This window comes from Amycolatopsis mongoliensis (assembly GCF_030285665.1).
Taxonomy (GTDB): Bacteria; Actinomycetota; Actinomycetes; order Mycobacteriales; family Pseudonocardiaceae; genus Amycolatopsis; species Amycolatopsis mongoliensis.
In genome coordinates this window covers 5,481,008-5,500,442 of record NZ_CP127295.1, presented here as the reverse complement: position 1 = coordinate 5,500,442, position 19,435 = coordinate 5,481,008, and the positions used below count along the sequence as shown (strand labels likewise).

Sequence of the window (19,435 nt, the reverse complement as noted above, 5' to 3'; positions counted from 1 at the left end):
TGTTCCCCGAATGTGAGGCAGCAGTGGCCCCCGTGCCGTTGCTCGTCATGATCGACCGCTGCGAAAGGGCGTAAGTGGCAGCCGCAAGAACCGCAACCCGAGGCGGGACGAAGACCGCGACCGCAGCCGGCGAGCCGGCCGAAGAGGCAGCCACCGGGACGGCGAAGCCGGCGGCCCGCAAGACCACCACCGCCAAGAAGGCTCCGGCCAAGAAGGCTCCGGCGAAGAAGCCCGCGACCAAGGGCGCGAAGACCGAAGACGGCGATCCGGACGGTCCCGGTGAGATCGACGAAGCCGAACTCGACACGCCCGACCTGTCGGACCTGGAAGAGGTCGAGGTCGACGTCGTCGACGAAACGGTCAACGACGAACCGGACGCCGACTCGGCCGACGACGACGATGACGACGACGAGTCGGACGAGGAGACCCCGGCGCAGCGCCGCCGTGGTGCCGCCGCCGACAAGGCCGCCGCCAAGAGCTCCGACAACCCGGACTTCGTCTGGGACGAGGAGGAGTCCGAGGCGCTGCGTCAGGCGCGCAAGGACGCCGAGCTCACCGCGTCCGCCGACTCGGTCCGCGCCTACCTCAAGCAGATCGGCAAGGTCGCGCTGCTGAACGCGGAGGAGGAGGTGGAGCTGGCCAAGCGGATCGAGGCCGGGCTCTACGCCGCCGAGCGCGTGCGCACCGCCGAGGAGGAGGGCGAGAAGCTCGTCACCCAGATGCGCCGCGATCTCAAGTGGATCGTGCGTGACGGCGAGCGCGCCAAGAACCACCTGCTGGAGGCGAACCTCCGGCTCGTGGTGTCGCTGGCCAAGCGCTACACCGGCCGCGGCATGGCGTTCCTGGACCTGATCCAGGAGGGCAACCTCGGCCTGATCCGCGCGGTGGAGAAGTTCGACTACACCAAGGGCTACAAGTTCTCGACGTACGCCACGTGGTGGATCCGCCAGGCGATCACCCGCGCGATGGCCGACCAGGCCCGCACCATCCGCATCCCGGTGCACATGGTCGAGGTCATCAACAAGCTCGGCCGCATACAGCGTGAACTGCTCCAGGACCTCGGCCGTGAGCCGACCCCGGAAGAGCTCGCCAAGGAAATGGACATCTCCCCGGAGAAGGTCCTGGAGATCCAGCAGTACGCGCGTGAGCCGATCTCGCTCGACCAGACGATCGGCGACGAGGGCGACTCGCAGCTCGGTGACTTCATCGAGGACTCCGAAGCGGTCGTCGCGGTGGACGCAGTGTCGTTCACGCTGCTGCAGGACCAGCTCCAGTCGGTGCTGCAGACGCTGTCCGAGCGCGAGGCGGGCGTGGTCCGGCTGCGCTTCGGCCTCACGGACGGCCAGCCGCGCACGCTCGACGAGATCGGCCAGGTGTACGGGGTGACCCGCGAGCGCATCCGGCAGATCGAGTCGAAGACGATGTCGAAGCTGCGCCACCCGTCGCGGTCCCAGGTCCTGCGCGACTACCTGGACTGAGATTCGGTACCACGGAAGAACCCCGTCACCCCGGTGGCGGGGTTCTTCCGCGTTTCAGGCCCGGCCGGTGAGCGCCGTCCAGGGGACGTGCACCGTGACGCGCTCGCGGAGCTGTTCGTTCAGCAGCCACAGCTCCCCCGTGGCCGGCCAGTACGACAGGTTCTGGCTGTTCACCGGTGCCTGGCCCGCCAGCCTCGACGTCGAGACGCCGCCGACTCCGCCGTGCAGGCACGACGGGTGGTCGCCGGCCACTCCGGCGTACTCCGGACAGACTCCCGTCAGGGCGAAGTAGCCGTTGCGGGACACCGCGCCCTGCATTCCCCACACCGGGGACGAAAACCCCTCCACGGCGTGCACCAGGCCGTCGGCCGCGGTCTTCAGGCGGCCCGTCGCGGCGTCGAACGGCCAGCGCAGGATCCGGCCGCCCGCCGCGGCCGGGACGTGCTCGGCCGTGACGAACGTGGAATCGGTGTGGTCGAAGGAAAGCGTCGAGAGGCAGGGCCGGGCACCGGTCGCCGTCGTGCAGGCGCCGCCGCCGGGGTACCAGTAGGCACCGACCTGGGGCATCGCGTAGTCGTAGTACGCCGCGTGGTACTTGCCGTCGGTGCCGAGGCCGACCGTCGCCGCGCTGTCGTCGACCTTCCAGAAGTGCGTCGTGTCGAAGACGCGGATCAGGCCGCCGGTGGTCGCGACGTAGAGCAGGTTTCCCGACCACGTCATGCCGTGCCCGTGCCCCGCGACGACCGCGAAGTCGTTGTCGGACGTCGGTTCCACGAGCAGGACGCGCCGGTAGCCGAGGCCATCGGAGTCCACAAAGGACAGCCGGACCATGGTGTCGCCGGGTGTGTGCCACGACGTCGCGACGACGCGCTTGCCACCGACGGTCCCGGTCGCCGGGTCCGCGTCCCCCGAGCCGGTGAGGCCCTGGGGGATCCAGTCGTTGGTCCGGTCGTCGTTCGCGTCCTCCCAGCAGAAGCCGGCGGGCTTCAGCGCGGCCGCGAGGTACGTGCCGTGGCAGAGCGGGCGGGCCTTGCGGTTGGCGTCGCCGAGGACCGAAGACAGCCCGCGCGGCGGGAGCTTCTTGTCGAGCTCGGCGATCCGGCTGTCGTAGGTGGCGAAGGAGCCGCCGGGGGTGAGCCGGTAGCCGTCGACGGTCGCCGCGTCGAGGCGCGGGAAGTTCGCGGCCGCCTGGGCCGTCGTCGTCAGGCCGAGCAGCAGCATCGCCACGAGGCCGAGCACAAGTCGCATGCCGGCAGCGTGACCGAGACGCGTACACGGCCCGTACAAGTCAGGGCACGGCCAGGCCGCGCTCCCGCAGCGACTCCTCGACGCGCAGGCGTTCGATCTCGCGGTCCATGCCCTCGGGCAGCTCGGCGAGCCGGTGCGGGACGCCGACCTGGCGGCAGGCCTGGGTGAGGAGCTCGTCATAAGCCTGGCGGGTGCCGATCCTCCGCGCGGCCGGGGTGCCGGACGGGTAGCCGGCGAGCAGCCGGTGCACCCGCCGCAGGTCCGCGGCGACGCGTTCGATCGGCGGTCCCGCCGGTTGCGGCTTCGCGCGCTTCTCGAGAAGCAGGCGAAGCAGCTTCGGGACGCGCAGCGCGCACCAGAAGAGCACCGTGGGAGCGATGCAGACCACGGCGAACAGGATCAGGTTCGCGAGGACGCCGCCGGCGCCGGCCATGCACTGATGGTAAGCCCGCCACGCACGCCCGGTGGAAGGATTTTTCGACCCGGCCCGCGTGTCTGGAGGGTCGACTCGCGTGATCAGAGGGTCAACTCGCGTGATTGGAGGGTCGACACGCGCTCGGGCACCGTGTCGTCTCTCCAATCACGCGTGTCGACCTCTGGATCACGCGTGTCGACCTCTGGATCACGGGAGGAGGTCCGGGGGCTCCGGGGTCTCTTCGGTCAGCCACAGGACGCCTGCCGGCGGGAGCTGGAGGATCGCCGAGGCCGGCTGGCCGTGCCACGGCTCCTCCGTCGCCTCCACCACGCCCAGGTTCCCGACGCCCGAACCGCCGTACGCCTCCGCGTCCGTGTTGACCACTTCGCGCCAGCGGCCCGCCGAAGGCAGGCCGACGCGGTAGTCGTGGTGCGGCACACCGGCGAAGTTCGCGACGCAGGCCAGCCGCGAACCGTCGACCCCGATGCGCAGGAAGCTCAGCACGTTGCCGCTCGAGTCGTTGGCGTCGATCCAGCGGAAGCCGTCCGGCGACGTGTCCTGACTGAACAGCGCCGGAGTCGACTTGTACACCGAGTTCAGCGACCGCAGCAGGTCCTGCACCCCGCGGTGCAGCGGCTCGTCCAGCAGGTGCCAGTCCAGCGACCGCTGCTCCGACCACTCCGCGGGCTGGCCGAACTCGCCGCCCATGAACAGCAGCTGCTTGCCCGGGTGCGCCCACATGAACGCCAGCAGCGAGCGCAGCCCGGCCGCCTTGTTCCAGGCGTCGCCCGGCATGCGTCCCCACAGGGATCCCTTGCCGTGCACCACTTCGTCGTGCGAAAGCGGCAGCACGAAGTTCTCGCTCCACGCGTACACGAGCGAGAACGTCATCTCGTTGTGGTGGTAGGCGCGGTGGATCGGCTCGTGGGACAGGTACCGGAGCGTGTCGTGCATCCAGCCCATGTTCCACTTGAACCCGAACCCGAGGCCGCCCAGGTGCGTCGGGCGCGTCACGCCCGGCCACGCCGTCGACTCCTCGGCCACCATCACGACGCCCGGGTGTCGCTTGTAGACGGTCGCGTTCAGCTCCTGCAGGAACTTCACCGCGTCGAGGTTCTCGCGGCCGCCGTACTGGTTCGGCAGCCACTCCCCTTCCTTGCGGGAGTAGTCGAGGTAGAGCATCGAGGCGACGGCGTCGACGCGCAGGCCGTCGAGGTGGAACTCCTCGATCCAGTACAGCGCGTTGGCGACGAGGAAGTTGCGGACCTCGTTGCGGCCGAAGTCGAACACGAGCGTGCCCCAGTCGGGCTGCTCGCCGCGGCGCGGGTCCGCGTGCTCGTACAGCGCGGTGCCGTCGAACTTGGCCAGCGCCCAGCTGTCCCGCGGGAAGTGCGCCGGCACCCAGTCCACGAGCACACCGATCCCCCGCTGGTGCAGGCGGTCGACGAAGTAGCGGAAGTCGTCCGGGGAGCCGAAACGGGACGTCGGCGCGTAGTACGACGTCACCTGGTAGCCCCACGAGCCGCCGAACGGGTGCTCCGACACCGGCAGCAGCTCCACGTGCGTGAAGCCGGTCTCGAGGACGTAGTCGCCGAGCTGGTCGGCCAGCTCCCGGTAGTCCAGCCCGGGCCGCCACGAGCCGAGGTGGACCTCGTAGACGCTCATCGGCGCCGCGGACCACTCGGTCGCCTCACGCTGGGCGACCCACACGTCGTCGGCCCACAGGTGCCCGGAGGTCGTGACGACCGACGCCGTCGCGGGCGGCTGCTCGGTGCCGAACGCCATCGGGTCGGCCTTCTCGTGCCAGTTCCCGTCGGCACCGAGGATCCGGAACTTGTAGCAGGAGCCGGCGCCGACCCCCGGCACGAACAGCTCCCAGACGCCCGACGAGCCGAGCGAGCGCATCGCGTGCCCGCGCCCGTCCCAGCCGTTGAAGTCGCCGATCACGCGGATGCCGCGGGCGTTCGGCGCCCAGACCGCGAACGACGTCCCCTCGACGACGCCGCCCGGCGTCTCGTAGCTCCGGACGTGCGCGCCGAGCGCCTCCCACAGCCGCTCGTGCCGGCCCTCACCGATCAGGTGCAGGTCCAGCTCGCCGACCGTGGGCAGCCAGCGGTACGGGTCGTCGGCGGTGACGGAGTGCCCGTCGTAGTCGATCTCCAGGCGGTAGTCGCCCGGGTTCTCCGGCACCGCGACGGCGAACAGGGCGTCGATGACCGGCTCCATCGGGTGCCGGTCCTCGCCGGTGCGCAGGGCGACGGCCTTGGCGCCGGGCAGCAGCGCCCGGGCCACGAAGCCCTTGCCCACCGCGTGCACGCCCAGCACCGAGTGCGGGTCGTGGTGCGAACCGGCGAGCAGCCGGTCGATGTCCGCGGCCGGCGGGGCCGCGGCCGGGAGGCCTTCCGGAACCGCGTTCACGGCGTCATCCCTCTCCATCGGTGATCCGGGCGATCGAGGCGAGCGGCACGCCCAGCCAGTCGGGCCGGTTCGCGTGCTCGTAACCCACTTCGTAGACCGCCTTGTCCAGTTCGAAGGCGCGCAGCAGCTCGCCCTGGTCACGCGGGTCGGCCGCCACCGCGGCGTAGCCCTCGCAGAACGCCGCCCGGTTGCGCTGCGACCACTCCATGGCCCGCTGGGCCAGCGCCGGTTCGTCCGGCTGCCCGACCAGCATCTGCTGGGCCGCGTAGTCGAACGACCTCAGCATGCCCGCCACGTCGCGCAACGGCGACCGCAGCGCGTGGCGCTCCTCCACCGGGGCCGCCGGCTCGCCCTCGAAGTCGATCAGCAGCCAGCCGGTGACCGTCCGCAGCACCTGACCGAGGTGCAGGTCGCCGTGGATGTACTGCATGGTCACGGAGTCGGCGGACAGCGTGCGCAGCTTCTCGAACGCCGTCCGCAGTGCCGGCGCGTACGGGGCCAGCTCCGGCACCCGCCCGGCGACCGCGTCGAGCCGGGCGGCCATCGCCTTCGTCGTGCGTTCGAGCTCGTCGGCGTCCACCGCCTCCGTGCCGAGCGCCTGGGCCAGGTCCGCGTGCACCTCGGCGACGGCGCGCCCGAGTCGCTCGGCCTCGCCGGCGAAGTCGCCGCCGACTTCCTCGGCGTGCAGCTCCGGCGCGGCCATCAGGTCGCGGACGCTGGTGGTGGCCATGGCCCAGCCGTCGACCGCGTCGGGGACGAAGTGCTGGAGCATGCCCACCGTGGTCGGCTTCCCGTCCAGCTCGCCGGTGATCGAGCCGAGCGGCTGCGCGATGTGCTTGCTGCCGACCGCCTGCAGCGCGCGGTGCAGGAGCAGGTCCTTGTTCGTTCCCGGCGTCAGCTTCCGGAACAGCTTGAGGATGTACTGCCCGCTGTAGACCAGGGAGGTGTTGCTCTGCTCCGACGTGATCGGCCGCGCCCGTAGCCCGGTCTCCAGTTCCACGCCCGGTTCGTGCGCGAACGCGAGCGCACCCACCCGCTCCTCGCGGGCCATCAGGTCCAGCAGCACGCCGGTGAGGTCCAGGTCCCCGGATGCCTCGTACGCGTTGAGGGCACCGACGGCGCCGATCCAGCTGCCCGACGAGATCTCCGGCGGGTGCGTCCGCCGGCCCACGAGCAGCTGGTAGGGCTCCCGCCGATCGCCCTGGGCGACCTCGACGACCACGTGCAGCAGCTGCGGATCGCCTTCGACCAGCTCGGTCACGCCGAGTGGCCGGACGCCGGTCACCGGCCGGTCCTTTCCGGCGAACCAGCGCTGCTCGGGCAGCCAGCCCATCAGGTCGCCGGTCAGGTCGTCGACCAGCTCACGCGGGTCGGACAAGGGACTCACCTCGCTTCGCCTTCGTCTCCCGGGATCGTCAGCTGGAACCAGTAGAAGCCGTGCCCGGGCAGCGTCAGCAGGTACGACAGGTCCCCGATGCTGGGGAACCGCACGCCACCGGTGAGCTCCACCGGCGTGCACCCGCGGTGCGCGGACAGATCCAGCTCCACCGGCTGCGGGAACCGGGAGAGGTTGTTCACGCAGAGCACGACGTCTTCGCCGCCGTCCGGGCGCCGCCACTGGCGCTTGTAAGCCAGCACGCTCGGGTTCGAGCCGCCGAGGTCGACGAACTCGCCTTCGGCGAACGCGTGGTGCTCCTTGCGCACCTCGATCATCCGCCGGGTCCAGTTCAGCAGCGAGGACGCGTTGTTCGACTGCGCCTCGACGTTCAGGCCCTGGTAGCCGTACACCGGGTCCATGATCACCGGCAGGTAGATCCGGCCCGGGTCGCAGGAGGAGAACCCGGCGTTGCGGTCCGGGGTCCACTGCATGGGGGTGCGCACCGCGTCGCGGTCTCCGAGCCAGATGTTGTCTCCCATGCCGATCTCGTCACCGTAGTACAGAACGGGCGAGCCCGGCAGGGACAGCAGCATCGCGGTGAAGAGCTCCTGCTGGTTGCGGTCGTTGTCCAGCAGCGGGGCCAGCCTCCGGCGGATGCCGATGTTGGCCTTCATGCGCGGGTCCTTGGCGTACTCCGCGTACATGTAGTCGCGCTCGTCGTCGGTGACCATCTCGAGGGTCAGCTCGTCGTGGTTGCGCAGGAAGATGCCCCACTGGCTGCCGCTGGGGATCTCCGGCGTCTGCGTCATGATCTCCGAGATCGGGAACCGCGACTCCCGCCGCACCGCCATGAAGATCCGCGGCATCAGCGGGAAGTGGAACGCCATGTGGCACTCGTCGCCGCCCACCGCCGGGTCGCCGAAGTATTCGACGACGTCCGAGGGCCACTGGTTGGCCTCGGCGAGCAGGATCCGCCCGGGGTACTCGTCGTCGACGACCTTGCGGCAGCGCTTGAGGAACTCGTGCGTGCGCGGCAGGTTCTCGCAGTTGGTGCCCTCCTGCTCGAACAGGTACGGCACGGCGTCCAGCCGGAACCCGTCGATGCCCAGGTCCAGCCAGAACCGCAGGGTGTCGATCATCGCGTTCTGGACGTCGACGTTTTCGAAGTTCAGGTCGGGCTGGTGGGAGAAGAACCGGTGCCAGTAGAACTGACCGCGCACCGGGTCGTAGGTCCAGTTCGACGTCTCGGTGTCGACGAAGATGATCCGCGCGTCGGCGTAGCGGGAGTCGTCGTCGCTCCACACGTAGTAGTCGCCGTACGGACCGTCGGGATCGTGGCGGGACTGCTGGAACCACGGGTGCGCGTCCGAGGTGTGGTTGAGCACCAGGTCGGTGATCACCCGGATGCCGCGCCGGTGCGCCTCGTTCAGCAGGAACACGAAGTCCTCGACGCTGCCGAACTCCGGCAGCACCGCACGGAAGTCGCTGATGTCGTACCCGCCGTCGCGCAGCGGAGACGCGTAGAACGGCGGCAGCCAGAGGCAGTCGATGCCGAGCCAGGCCAGGTAGTCCAGCCGGCCGGCCAGGCCGCGCAGGTCGCCGGTGCCGTCGCCGTTCGAGTCGGCGAAGGCGCGCACCAGCACCTCGTAGAACACCGCGCCCTTGAACCACTCCGGGTTGCTCGGCGCCTGCTGCGCCGAGCGGAAGTCGCCGGCCTGGGGCTCCACGAGCATGCCGTCGGCGGTCATCGCCTCACCGGTGTGCGGCACGCCTTCCAGCCCGAGCGCCGCGTCGGGGCGGGCCTCCTCCGCCATGTGTTCCACCTCAGTCCCTAGGTCCGTTTTCCTTCCCCTGCTAACCGGCCAGCCGCCGCCGGACCGACACCACGTGCGCCACGGCCCGCCAGGGCTCGAGCCGCACGAAGTTCGCCGGGCCCCAGTCCCACGTGTCACCGGTGACCTCGTCGTGGGCGATCAGCCGCTCGTGCGCCTCGAACCCGAGCGCCGCCGTGTCGAGCCACAGCGTGCCCTCCTGCGGCCCGTACGGGTCGAGGGTGACGACGGTGACCACGGTGTCGCCGGTGGCCGGGTCCTGTTTGGAGTACGCCAGCAGTGCGTCGTTGTCGACGTGGTGGAAGTGCAGGGTGCGCATCTGCTGCAGCGCCGGGTGCGCGCGGCGGACGGCGTTCAGCTTCGTGATCCACGGCTCCAGCGAGCGCCCTTCGGCGAGCGCGCGCTCGAAGTCGCGCGGGCGCAGCTGGTACTTCTCGGAGTCGAGGTACTCCTCGCTGCCCTCGCGGACCGGGACGTGCTCGAACAGCTCGTACCCCGAGTAGACGCCCCACGTCGGCGAGAGCGTCGCGGCCAGCGCGGCCCGCAGCGCGAACATGCCGGGCCCGCCGCGCTGCAGCGACTCGTGGAGGATGTCCGGGGTGTTGACGAACAGGTTCGGCCGGCCCTCGGTCCAGTGCTCGCGCAGGTCGATGGCGAAGTCGATCAGTTCCTGCTTGCCGGTCCGCCACGTGAAGTACGTGTAGCTCTGGGTGAAGCCGAGCCGGGCCAGGCCCCACAGCCGCGCCGGGCGCGTGAACGCCTCGGCCAGGAACAGGACGTCCGGGTGGGCGTCCTTCACCGACTGGATCAGCCAGGCCCAGAAGTCCGGCGGCTTGGTGTGCGGGTTGTCGACCCGGAAGATCTTCACCCCGTGGTCGATCCAGACCGTGATGACCCGAAGCATCTCTTCGTAGACGCCCTTGGGGTCGTTGTCGAAGTTGATCGGGTAGATGTCCTGGTACTTCTTCGGCGGGTTCTCCGCGTAGGCGATCGAGCCGTCCGGGCGGGTGGTGAAGAACTCCTGGTTCTTGAGCACCCACGGGTGGTCCGGCGCGGCCTGCAGCGCGAAGTCGAGCGCGACCTCCATGCCCAGCTCTTCGGAGCGGGCGACGAAGGCGTCGAAGTCCTCGAAGGTGCCCAGCTCCGGGTGGATGGCGTCGTGCCCGCCCTCGTCGGAGCCGATGGCCCACGGCGAGCCGACGTCGTCCGGCTTGGCGTCGAGGGTGTTGTTGGGGCCCTTGCGGTTCACGCGGCCGATGGGGTGGATCGGCGGCAGGTAGACGACGTCGAAGCCCATCTTCGCGACCCGGTCGAGCGCGGCCGCGGCGGTGGTGAAGGTGCCGTGGACCGGTTTGCCCTCGGCGTCGAGCCCGCCGGTGGAGCGGGGGAACAGCTCGTACCAGGACCCGAACGCGGCCCGGCGGCGGTCGACCCACACCTTGTGCGGCTTGCCCTTGGTGATCAGCTCCCGCACCGGGAACTCGTGCATGAGCTGGCGGATCTCGGGCGAGAGCGCGGGCCCGACCCGCTCGGCGAGACTGCGCTCCTCGTCGCGCAGCGCGGTCAGCGCGCCGGTCAGCAGCGCCTTCTCCGCCCGGCGGTCCGGGCGGCGGGAGACGCGCTCCAGCAGCCGGGCGCCGTTCTCGAGGTCGTTCGCCAGGTCCTCGGGCCCCTGCCCGGCGGCGACCTTCACCTCGACGTTGTGCTCCCAGGTCGCCCAGGGGTCGCCCCAGGCGTCGATGCGGTAGGTCCACGTGCCGGTGGTGTCCGGGACGATCACCGCGGCGAACTCGTCGGGGTGGTCGGGACCGCGCGGCACCATGCGCGTCTGGCGGGTCAGCCGGTCGCCGGGGCCGCGCCACGCGACGGTGGCGGCGACCGCGTCGTGACCCTCCCGCCAGACGGTCGCGGTGACTGGAATGTGTTCCCCCACAACGGCTTTGGCCGGATACCGGCCGCAGCTCACGCTGGGGGAGACGTCGTCGATGCCGAGCCGGCCGGTCATGGGCAACGCCCCTCGGTGTGTCGGTTGGACGCAGGCGACGACAGTCTGCCTGACTCGATCAAGCGCCTGGGAGGCAGGGTTCTCTACCCGAGTACCCAGGCTTGTCCGGTCGAAACGCTTTCGCCGCAACGAATTTCCGGTGGATGTCCGGCAGGTTACGGCCGGGGGCGAACGCCGCCGCACGACACGCGGACCCGAACGGCCACGAGCCGTACCCGAATGGACGACACGGCTTACGTGACAGAAGGGTCGACACGCGTGATCGAGAGGTCGACACGGTTCGGCTGCCGTGTCGACCCTTCCATCACGCGTGTCGACCTCCTGATCACGCGTGCCGACCCTTCGAGCACGGATCGTCAGGGGCCTTCGGGCGGCTGCTCCGCGGCCAGGCGGGGGGCGCGGAGCAGGAGCAGCGACCGGGACTGCAGCGTCAGCCGGCTCTTGGCCTCGAGCGGGCCCGGGTTGGCCGGGCTGCCGTCGCCGGTGCTCGTGTCGAGCGTCGGCTTGAACGTCTCGCCGTACTCACGGCCCGGCAGCACCACCTCGGCCGGCGCGTCCCCCGCGTGCAGCCACATCAGCCACGAGTGGTCGGGCACCAGCTCGCCGTCGCGGTTGCGGGCCTGGCTGTTCGAGCCGTCGATCCACATGCCGAGCGTGTGCCGGTCCTCGAACCAGTCGGTCTCGCCGAACTCCTCGCCGTCCGGGCGGAACCAGACCAGGTCGGGCTTGCCGGTCGGGGTCGTCCGGCCTTCGAAGAACTCCGGCTGCCGCAGCGCCGGGCTGTTCGCCCGCAGGCGCACGACCCGGCGGGCGAACGCCAGCATGGCCTCCGCTTCGGGGTCGTCGGGGGTCCAGTCCAGCCACGACGTCTCGTCGTCGAGGCAGTACGCGTTGTTGTTGCCGCGCTGGGTCCGCCAGAACTCGTCGCCCGCGGTGATCATCGGGGTGCCGGTGGACAGCAGCAGCGTGGCGAACATGTTCCGGACCTGCCGCACGCGCAGCTCGCGGATCCCCGGGTCGGCCGTGTCGCCCTCGGCGCCGTGGTTCCACGAGCGGTTGTCGTTGCCGCCGTCGCGGTTGTCCTCGCCGTTGGCCTCGTTGTGCTTTTCGTTGTAGGACACCAGGTCCCGCAGCGTGAAGCCGTCGTGGGCGGTGACGAAGTTGATCGACTGCCACGGCCGGCGCAGGTTGTGGTCGTAGAGGTCCGACGAGCCGGACAGCCGGTAGGCGAGGTCGCGCACGCCGGTCGCACCGCGCCAGAAGTCCCGCACGGTGTCGCGGTAGCGGCCGTTCCACTCCGCCCACTGCGCACCGAAGCCGCCGACGCGGTAGCCCTCGCCGGTGGCGTCCCACGGCTCGGCGATGAGCTTGCAGCGCGAGAGCTCCGGGTCGGTGGTGATCGCGGTGAGCAGCGTCGACGCCGGGTCGAACACGCCGCCGCGGGCCCGGCCGAGCGTGCTGGCCAGGTCGAACCGGAAGCCGTCGACCCCCAGCTCCTGCGTCCAGTACCGCAGCGAGTCGGTGACCAGCCGGACCACGGTCGGCGAGCCGGCCTCCAGGGTGTTGCCGCAGCCGGTGATGTCGGCCATGTGGCCACGCTCGGTGTGCAGGTAGTACACGGGCGCGTTCAGCCCGCGGAAGCTCAGCGTCGGCCCGTCGGGACCGCCCTCGCAGGTGTGGTTGAACACGACGTCGACGATCACCTCGATGCCGGCCGCGTGCAGGGCGGCCACCATCAGCCGGAACTCCTCGACCTCGTGGCCCGGCTCGCTGGCGTAGGCGGCGTGCGGCGCGAAGAAGCCGAGCGGCGAGTACCCCCAGTAGTTGTGCCGCCCCGCCCGGACCAGCGACGGTTCGTCGAGGAACGAGTGCACCGGCAGCAGCTCCACCGACGTGACGCCCAGCCGGGTCAGGTACTCGATGGCCACCGGGTGGGCCAGGCCGAGGTAGGTGCCGCGCAGCGCCTCCGGGATGAACGGGTGCTGCTGCGTGAACCCCTTGACGTGCAGCTCGTAGATCACCGCCTCTTCGAACGGGACCTCCGGCTTGACCCCGGTGTCCGGCCCGCCCGGCGAGGACACCACCGACAGCGGCACGCTGCCCAGGGAGTCCACTGTGGACATCGGGCCGCGCTCGGGGTCGCCGGTGAAGCCCTGGGCCGCGCGCAGGTCGGTGAGCCCGCCGGTGATCTGCCGGGCGTACGGGTCGAGGAGCAGCTTGTGCGGGTTGCAGCGCAGGCCGCGGGCCGGGTCGTACGGGCCGTGGACCCGGTAGCCGTACCGCTGCCCCGGCGTCACCCCGGGCACCAGGCCGTGCCAGACGCCGAACGTGCGCTCGGTGAGCGCGATCCGCCGTTCGGACCCGTCGGCGTCGATCAGGCACAGGTCGACCGCGTCCGCGACGGCGGAGGTGATCGCGAACCGGACCCCGCCCGCCTCGGGGTGGGCGCCGAGCGGGAACGGGCGTCCGGCGAGGACGTGCTGGGTCGAGGGTCGTGTGGCCATTCCTGAATCGTCCCAGATCCGGCCCGTTCCGCGCGCGATGTGCCGTCCGGTTATCGGGTTTCGACCAGAACGAAACTGTCCGGCGGCAGCTCGGCGGCACCACTGTCCACGGCGGCTTCGCCCCAGCTCAGCAGGGTCGCGGTGGCCCCCAGCGGCAGCGTGACCGGACCGGCGCCGAAGTTGACCGCCAGCCGCAGCGCGCCGCGGTGCAGCACGAGCCACGAGCCGTCCGGCGCGGTGTCCACCCGCAGGTCGGCGACCCACGGGGCGGCCAGCTCGGGGTGTTCGCGGCGCAGCCGGATGAGCGTCCGGTACAGCTCCAGCACCTCGCGGTGCCCGGGCGCGTCGGCCTCGGCCCAGTCGAGCCGGGAGCGCTCGACCGTGGCCGGGTCCATCGGGTCGGGCACGTCGGCCTCGCCCCAGCCGTGCCGGGCGAACTCGCGACGGCGGCCCGTGCGCACGGCCTCGGCCAGCTCCGGGTCGGGGAAGGAGGCGAAGAACTGCCACGGCGTGCTCGCCGCCCACTCCTCCCCCATGAACACCATCGGCGTGAACGGCGAGCAGAACAGGAGGGCCGCGCCGCAGGCCAGCCGGCCGGGCGAAACGGTCGCCGACAGCCGGTCGCCGGTCGCGCGGTTGCCGATCTGGTCGTGGTTCTGCAGGTAGGCGAGGAAGCGGTGGCCCGGCACGGTCCGGGTGTCGACCGGGCGGCCGTGGGTCCGCTCGCGGAACGACGACCAGGTCCCCGCGTGGAAGAACACCTCGCGCAGCACCCGCTCGAGGGCGTCCTGCGCGGCGAAGTCGGTGTAGTAGCCCGACGTCTCGCCGGTGAGCTTGACGTGCAGCACGTGGTGGAAGTCGTCCGACCACTGGGCGTGCAGGCCGTACCCGCCGCGCTCGCGGGGCGTGACCAGCTTCGGGTCGTTGAGGTCGGACTCGGCGATCAGCGTCAGCGGCCGGTTCAGCGCCGAGGACAGGGCCTCGGTCTCGACGGCGAGCTGTTCGAGCAGGTGGACGGCCCGCCGGTCGAGCAGCGCGTGCACGGCGTCCAGGCGCAGCGCGTCGACGTGGAAGTCGCGGAACCAGCTCAGCGCGTTGTCGACGACGTACCGGCGGACCTCGTCCGAGCCGGCGCCGTCGAGGTTCAGGCCGGGACCCCAGTCGTTCTGCCCGGCGAAGTACGGCCCGAACCGGTCGAGGTAGGCGCCCGAGGGCCCGAGGTGGTTGTAGACGACGTCGAGCACGACGGCCAGGCCGCGCGCGTGGGCCGCGTCGACGAACCGCTTGAAGCCGTCCGGCCCGCCGTAGGGCTGGTGGACCGCGCCCCAGAGGACGCCGTCGTAGCCCCAGCCCGCGGTGCCGTCGAAGGAGTTGACCGGCAGCAGCTCGACGTGGGTGATGCCGAGCTCGACGAGGTGGTCGAGCCGGTCGATCGCCGCGTCGAAGGTGCCGCCTTCGGTGAACGTGCCGACGTGCAGCTCGTAGACGACACCGCCGGGCAGCTGCCGGCCGTGCCAGGCGTCGTCGGTCCACTCGAACTCCGCGTGGTCGTAGACGCGGGACTCCTGGTGGACGCCGTGCGGCTGCCACCGCGACCGCGGGTCCGGCAGGCGGTCGCGGGAGTCGTCGAGGAGGAAGGCGTAGTTGATGCCCTCGGCCTCGGCGTGCCACCAGCCGCCCTCGCCGGCGGTCATCTCGTGCACGCCGGCGTCGACGCTCACCCGGACCCGGCGGGCCGACGGGGCCCACACGCTGAACCTCATGCGTCTCCTCGCACCAGCAACGCCACGGGGTACCGCTCGAACAGGGTGGCCACGTCGCCGGTCGTGTCGTGGCCGGTCAGGACGTCGGTCCAGACGCCGGCGGGCAACGGGAGCACGGTGCCGCGCCAGCCACCGCCGGCTTCGAGGCCGACGGGCAGCCGGGTCACCGCCACGGCGAGGTCCGGGCTGCGCGTGTAGGCCAGGACGTGCTCCGCGGCCGCTCCCTCGGCCCGCAGCGGCCGGTAGCCGCGGAACAGCGCCGGGTGCTCGCGGCGCAGCCGCAGCGCCTTGTGCACGACGAGCAGCTTCGCCGCGCCCGACGCGTCGATCTCCGGCAGCTCGCCGTCGGCGACCCGCGCCAGGATCTCGCGGCGGACGGCATAGTCGACCGGGCGGCGGTTGTCCGGGTCGACCAGCGAGAAGTCCCACAGCTCGGTGCCCTGGTAGACGTCCGGGACGCCGGGCGCGGTCAGCTGCACCAGCTTCTGGCCGAGGGAGTTGACGTAGCCGGGCCCGGTGATCCGGGCGGCGAACGCCTCGACCTCCGCAGCCAGCCCGGCGTCGCCCAGGACGTCTTCGGGCCAGGCGGCGACGTCGGCCTCGAACGCCTCGTCGTGGCTGGTCCAGCTGGTCCGGAGCTTGCCCTCCTTGGCCGCCTTGTCGAGGTAGTCCCGCAGCCGGGCCGGCTCGATCGGCCAGGCCGCGACCAGCGTCTGCCAGGCGAGGAGGTTCAGCGACGGCTCGTCGATCCCGCGCCGCGCGGTCCACCGGCGGACGGCGTCGGCGAACTCGCCGGGCACCTCCGCGAGCACCGCCATCCGCGCGCGGGTGTCCTCCGAGCGCTTCGTGTCGTGCGTGGTCAGCGTCGTCATCGAGGCCGGGTAGCCGGCTTCGCGCTCGGCCGCCAGGCGGTGGAACTCCTCGACGCCGAGGCCGAACCGGTCCGGGTTGCCGCCGACCTCGTTGAGCGCGGCGAAGCGCGTGTAGCGGTAGAACGTCGTGTCCTCGGTGCCCTTGGCCACGACCATGCCGGACGTCTGCTGGATGCGGGTGGCCAGCTCGCTCTCGGGGGCGGCGCGCACGAAGGCGTCGAGGACGGTCAGCGCCTCGGCGAGGTCGGGCCGGGCGCGCCGGGCTCCGTCGATGGCGACTCCCCAGTGCGCCCCGCCCTCGGGGAGGTAGGAGCGGTAGACGGGGAAGGCGACCATCGTCTCGGCGACCGCCTGCCGAGCGGTTTCGGGGTCGACGTGCGGGAGCAGCGCCGCGATCCGCCGGACCTCGGCCACCAGGATGTGGTCGGTGACCAGGCGCCGGGCCTCGGCCTCGACGCGGTGGTAGCCGGTCTTCACCCCCAGCTCCGTGGCCAGCGCGGTGAAGTCGGGCTCGGCCGCCAGGTCGACGAAGACGCCGGCGATCTCGCGCAGGGCGTCGTAGCCGGTGGTGCCGTCGACCGCCCAGCTCTGCGGCAGCGGCTCGCCCGGGTGCAGGATCTTCTCCGCCACGATCCAGGCGCCCGGGGCGTTCTCGCGCAGCCGCCGGAAGTAGCCGCCCGGGTCGGCGAGGCCGTCCGGGTGGTCGACGCGCAGGCCGGTGACGTCGCCGTCGGCGACCCAGCGCAGGACCTCCCCGTGCGTCGCGGCGAACACGGCCGGGTCTTCGACGCGGACCGCGGCCAGGTTCGTGATGTCGAAGAACCGGCGGTAGGTCAGCTCCGCGTTGCCGCGGCGCCAGCCGATCAGGCGGTAGTGCTGGCGCTCGTGGACCTCTTGGGGCGTCCCGCCTTCCGTGCCGGGCGCGATCGGGAAGCGGTGGTCGTAGTAGACCAGCTCGTCTCCCTCGACGGTCAGCTCGGCGACGGCGCCGTCCTCGCCGAGCACCGGCAACAGGATCGGGCCCCGGCCCCAGTCGACGTCGAAAGAGGAGGCGAACTCCGACTCCCGGCCGTGCGCGAGCACGTCCCACCACCACCGGTTGACCTTCGGCACCTCGACCGACATGTGGTTGGGCACGATGTCGACGACCAGGCCCAGCCCGAGCTCCTTCAGCAGCGCGCTGAGCTCGTGGCGCGCGGATTCGCCGCCCAGCGCGGGCCGGGCGCGCGTCGGGTCGACGACGTCGTAGCCGTGGGTCGAGCCGGGTGCCGCGTCCAGCACCGGCGACGCGTAGAGCGCGCCGATGCCCAGGTCACGCAGGTAGCCGGCGATGCCGGCGGCGTCGCTGAAGGAGAACTCCGGGCGCAGCTGCACCCGGTACGTCGACTCCGGCACCGTCATGCGGGCTCCGTCCGCTGCAGCACGATCAGGGACCGGGCGGGGAGCCTGAGCTTGCCGCCGCCTTCGACGGGTTCGGCGCCGGCCGGCTCCACCTCGCCGGTCGTGGTGTCGACCACGACCGTCCAGGCTTCGCCGTAGCCGTTGCCCGGCAGGGTGGCGTCGATGTCCTCGTAGTGCGCGTTGAACGCGAGCAGGAACGAGTCGTCCGACACCCCCATCCCGCGCGGGTCGAGGTCGGTGATCGCCTGGCCGTTGAGGAAGACGACGACCGCCTTGCCGAAGCCGTCGTCCCAGTTCTGCTCGGTCATCTCCTCGCCGGCCGGGGTGAACCAGGCGATGTCACCGAGCTCGTCCCCCTTGCCGACCGGGCCGCCCTGGAAGAAGCGGCGGCGGCGGAAGACCGGGTGCCGGTGCCGGAACGCGGTCACCCCGCCGGTGAAGCGCACCAGGTCGGCGTTTTCCCTGGCCAGCTCCCAGTCCATCCAGGACAGTTCCGAGTCCTGGCAGTAGACGTTGTTGTTCCCCCGCTGGGTGCGGCCGAACTCGTCGCCGTGCAGGATCATCGGCACGCCCTGGGACAGCAGCATGGTGGCCAGCATGTTCCGCTGCTGGCGGGCGCGCAGCTCGTTGACCTCCGGGTCGTCGGTCTCCCCCTCGACCCCGCAGTTCCACGACCGGTTGTCGTCGGCGCCGTCGCGGCCGTCCTCGCCGTTGGCCTCGTTGTGCTTTTCGTTGTAGGACACCAGGTCCCGCATCGTGAAGCCGTCGTGGGCGGTGACGAAGTTGATCGACGCGAACGGGCGGCGGCCGTCGTCCTGGTAGAGGTCCGAGGAGCCGGTGATCCGCGACGCGAACTCGCCCAGCGTCGAGGGCTCGCCCCGCCAGAAGTCGCGGACGGTGTCGCGGTACTGCCCGTTCCACTCCGTCCACAGCGGGGGGAAGTTGCCGACCTGGTAGCCACCGGGGCCGACGTCCCACGGCTCGGCGATCAGCTTCACCTGGCTCACGATCGGGTCCTGCTGCACGAGGTCGAAGAACGTGGACAGCCGGTCGACGTCGTAGAACTCGCGCGCCAGCGCCGAGGCGAGGTCGAAGCGGAAGCCGTCGACGTGCATCTCCGTCACCCAGTACCGCAGCGAATCCATGATCAGCTGCAGGGTGTGCGGGTTGCGCACGTTCAGCGAGTTCCCGGTGCCGGTGTAGTCCATGTAGTACTCCGGCTCCCCCTCGACCAAGCGGTAGTAGGCCTCGTTGTCGATGCCGCGCATCGACAGGGTCGGCCCGAGGTGGTTGCCCTCCGCGGTGTGGTTGTAAACCACGTCGAGGATCACTTCGATGCCGGCCTCGTGGAAGGCCTTCACCATGCCCTTGAACTCCTGGACCTGGCCGCCCTCGCCGGGCATCGCCGCGTAGGAGTCGTGCGGCGCGAAGTACCCGATCGTGTTGTAGCCCCAGTAGTTCGTGAGGCCCTTCTCCTCCAGCCCGTGGTCGGAGACGAACTGGTGCACCGGCAGCAGCTCCACCGCCGTCACGCCGAGCTTCTGCAGGTGCTCGACGACGGCGGGGTGCGCCAGGCCGGCGTAGGTGCCCCGCAGCGCCTCGGGCACGAACGGGTGGTTCACCGTCATGCCCTTGACGTGCGCTTCGTAGATGACCGTCTCGTTGTACGGCCGCTTCGGCTGGCGGTCGTTGCCCCAGTCGAAGAACGGGTTCGCCACCAGCGAGTACGGCACCCGGCCGGCGGAGTCGTCGTCGTTGCGCTCGTCCGGGTTGTCGAACTGGTAGCCGAACAGCGACTCGTCCCACTTCACGCCGTGCGAGACGGCCTTCGCGTAGGGGTCGATGAGCAGCTTGTTCGGGTTGCAGCGCAGGCCGCGAGCGGGGTCGTACGGGCCGTGGACGCGGAAGCCGTACCGCTGCCCGGGACCGACGTTGAGCAGGTAGCCGTGGTGGACGAAGCCGTCCACCTCTTCGAGCGCGTACCGCGTCTCGTTGCCCTCGGCGTCGAACAGGCACAGTTCGACCCGCTCGGCCACCTCGGAGAACAGGGCGAAGTTCGTCCCCACTCCGTCGTAGGTGGCGCCGAGCGGGTAGGGCGTTCCGGGCCAGGGCCGCACTGGG

The 19,435-nt window shown here is 71.1% G+C and carries 11 protein-coding genes; 1 reads left to right on the top strand and 10 read right to left on the bottom strand.

The genetic code is table 11. From position 1 onward, the window contains the following. Positions 1 to 74: 74 nt before the first annotated feature. Complete coding sequence (locus QRX60_RS26795) at positions 75 to 1,478, top strand: RNA polymerase sigma factor (RefSeq protein WP_285994201.1); 1,404 nt, start codon at positions 75 to 77, stop codon at positions 1,476 to 1,478. 54 nt (positions 1,479 to 1,532) lie between these two features. Here QRX60_RS26795 and QRX60_RS26790 read toward each other — a convergent pair whose 3' ends face one another. The 10 genes from QRX60_RS26790 to glgX (QRX60_RS26745) form a co-directional block, all read right to left on the bottom strand. Continuing rightward, positions 1,533 to 2,726, bottom strand: coding sequence for a hypothetical protein (locus QRX60_RS26790; RefSeq protein WP_285994200.1), 1,194 nt, complete (start codon positions 2,724 to 2,726; stop codon positions 1,533 to 1,535). Positions 2,727 to 2,766: 40 nt separating this feature from the next. Next, positions 2,767 to 3,159 carry a hypothetical protein gene (locus tag QRX60_RS26785; protein ID WP_285994199.1) on the bottom strand — a complete coding sequence of 131 codons (393 nt, stop codon included), beginning with the start codon at positions 3,157 to 3,159 and terminating at the stop codon, positions 2,767 to 2,769. A 189-nt stretch (positions 3,160 to 3,348) separates the two neighbouring features. Beyond that, positions 3,349 to 5,559 carry a 1,4-alpha-glucan branching protein GlgB gene (glgB, locus tag QRX60_RS26780; RefSeq protein ID WP_285994198.1) on the bottom strand — a complete coding sequence of 737 codons (2,211 nt, stop codon included), beginning with the start codon at positions 5,557 to 5,559 and terminating at the stop codon, positions 3,349 to 3,351. A gap of 4 nt (positions 5,560 to 5,563) precedes the next feature. Beyond that, entirely contained in the window at positions 5,564 to 6,937 is a 1,374-nt protein-coding gene (locus QRX60_RS26775; RefSeq protein ID WP_285994197.1) for a maltokinase N-terminal cap-like domain-containing protein, read from the bottom strand. A 5-nt stretch (positions 6,938 to 6,942) separates the two neighbouring features. Then, positions 6,943 to 8,751, bottom strand: a complete 1,809-nt coding sequence (treS, locus tag QRX60_RS26770; protein WP_285994196.1) for a maltose alpha-D-glucosyltransferase — start codon at positions 8,749 to 8,751, stop codon at positions 6,943 to 6,945. Between the two features lie 40 nt (positions 8,752 to 8,791). Then, a complete protein-coding gene (locus QRX60_RS26765) occupies positions 8,792 to 10,774 on the bottom strand; it encodes a maltotransferase domain-containing protein (RefSeq protein WP_285994195.1) in 1,983 nt (660 codons plus the stop codon). Positions 10,775 to 11,130: 356 nt separating this feature from the next. Further along, a complete protein-coding gene (gene glgX, locus QRX60_RS26760; RefSeq protein ID WP_285994194.1) occupies positions 11,131 to 13,278 on the bottom strand; it encodes a glycogen debranching protein GlgX in 2,148 nt (715 codons plus the stop codon). 50 nt (positions 13,279 to 13,328) lie between these two features. Then, complete coding sequence (treZ, locus tag QRX60_RS26755) at positions 13,329 to 15,041, bottom strand: malto-oligosyltrehalose trehalohydrolase (RefSeq protein ID WP_285994193.1); 1,713 nt, start codon at positions 15,039 to 15,041, stop codon at positions 13,329 to 13,331. Then, positions 15,038 to 17,314, bottom strand: coding sequence for a malto-oligosyltrehalose synthase (gene treY, locus QRX60_RS26750; protein WP_285994192.1), 2,277 nt, complete (start codon positions 17,312 to 17,314; stop codon positions 15,038 to 15,040). The genes treZ and treY overlap by 4 nt, the downstream gene beginning before the upstream one ends. Further along, positions 17,311 to 19,431: a glycogen debranching protein GlgX gene (gene glgX / locus QRX60_RS26745; RefSeq protein WP_285994191.1), complete on the bottom strand. Its 2,121-nt coding sequence runs from the start codon at positions 19,429 to 19,431 to the stop codon at positions 17,311 to 17,313. Before glgX (QRX60_RS26745) ends, treY begins: the two co-directional genes overlap by 4 nt. Between the last annotated feature and the right edge of the window lie 4 nt (positions 19,432 to 19,435).

Coding starts and splice junctions, on each gene's coding strand:
- QRX60_RS26790 (WP_285994200.1), bottom strand. CDS start 2,726: ATGCGACTTGTGCTCGGCCTCGTGGCGATGCTGCTGCTCGGCCTGACG.
- treY (WP_285994192.1), bottom strand. CDS start 17,314: ATGACGGTGCCGGAGTCGACGTACCGGGTGCAGCTGCGCCCGGAGTTC.
- treZ (WP_285994193.1), bottom strand. CDS start 15,041: ATGAGGTTCAGCGTGTGGGCCCCGTCGGCCCGCCGGGTCCGGGTGAGC.
- glgX (WP_285994194.1), bottom strand. CDS start 13,278: ATGGCCACACGACCCTCGACCCAGCACGTCCTCGCCGGACGCCCGTTC.
- QRX60_RS26785 (WP_285994199.1), bottom strand. CDS start 3,159: ATGGCCGGCGCCGGCGGCGTCCTCGCGAACCTGATCCTGTTCGCCGTG.
- QRX60_RS26765 (WP_285994195.1), bottom strand. CDS start 10,774: ATGACCGGCCGGCTCGGCATCGACGACGTCTCCCCCAGCGTGAGCTGC.
- treS (WP_285994196.1), bottom strand. CDS start 8,751: ATGGCGGAGGAGGCCCGCCCCGACGCGGCGCTCGGGCTGGAAGGCGTG.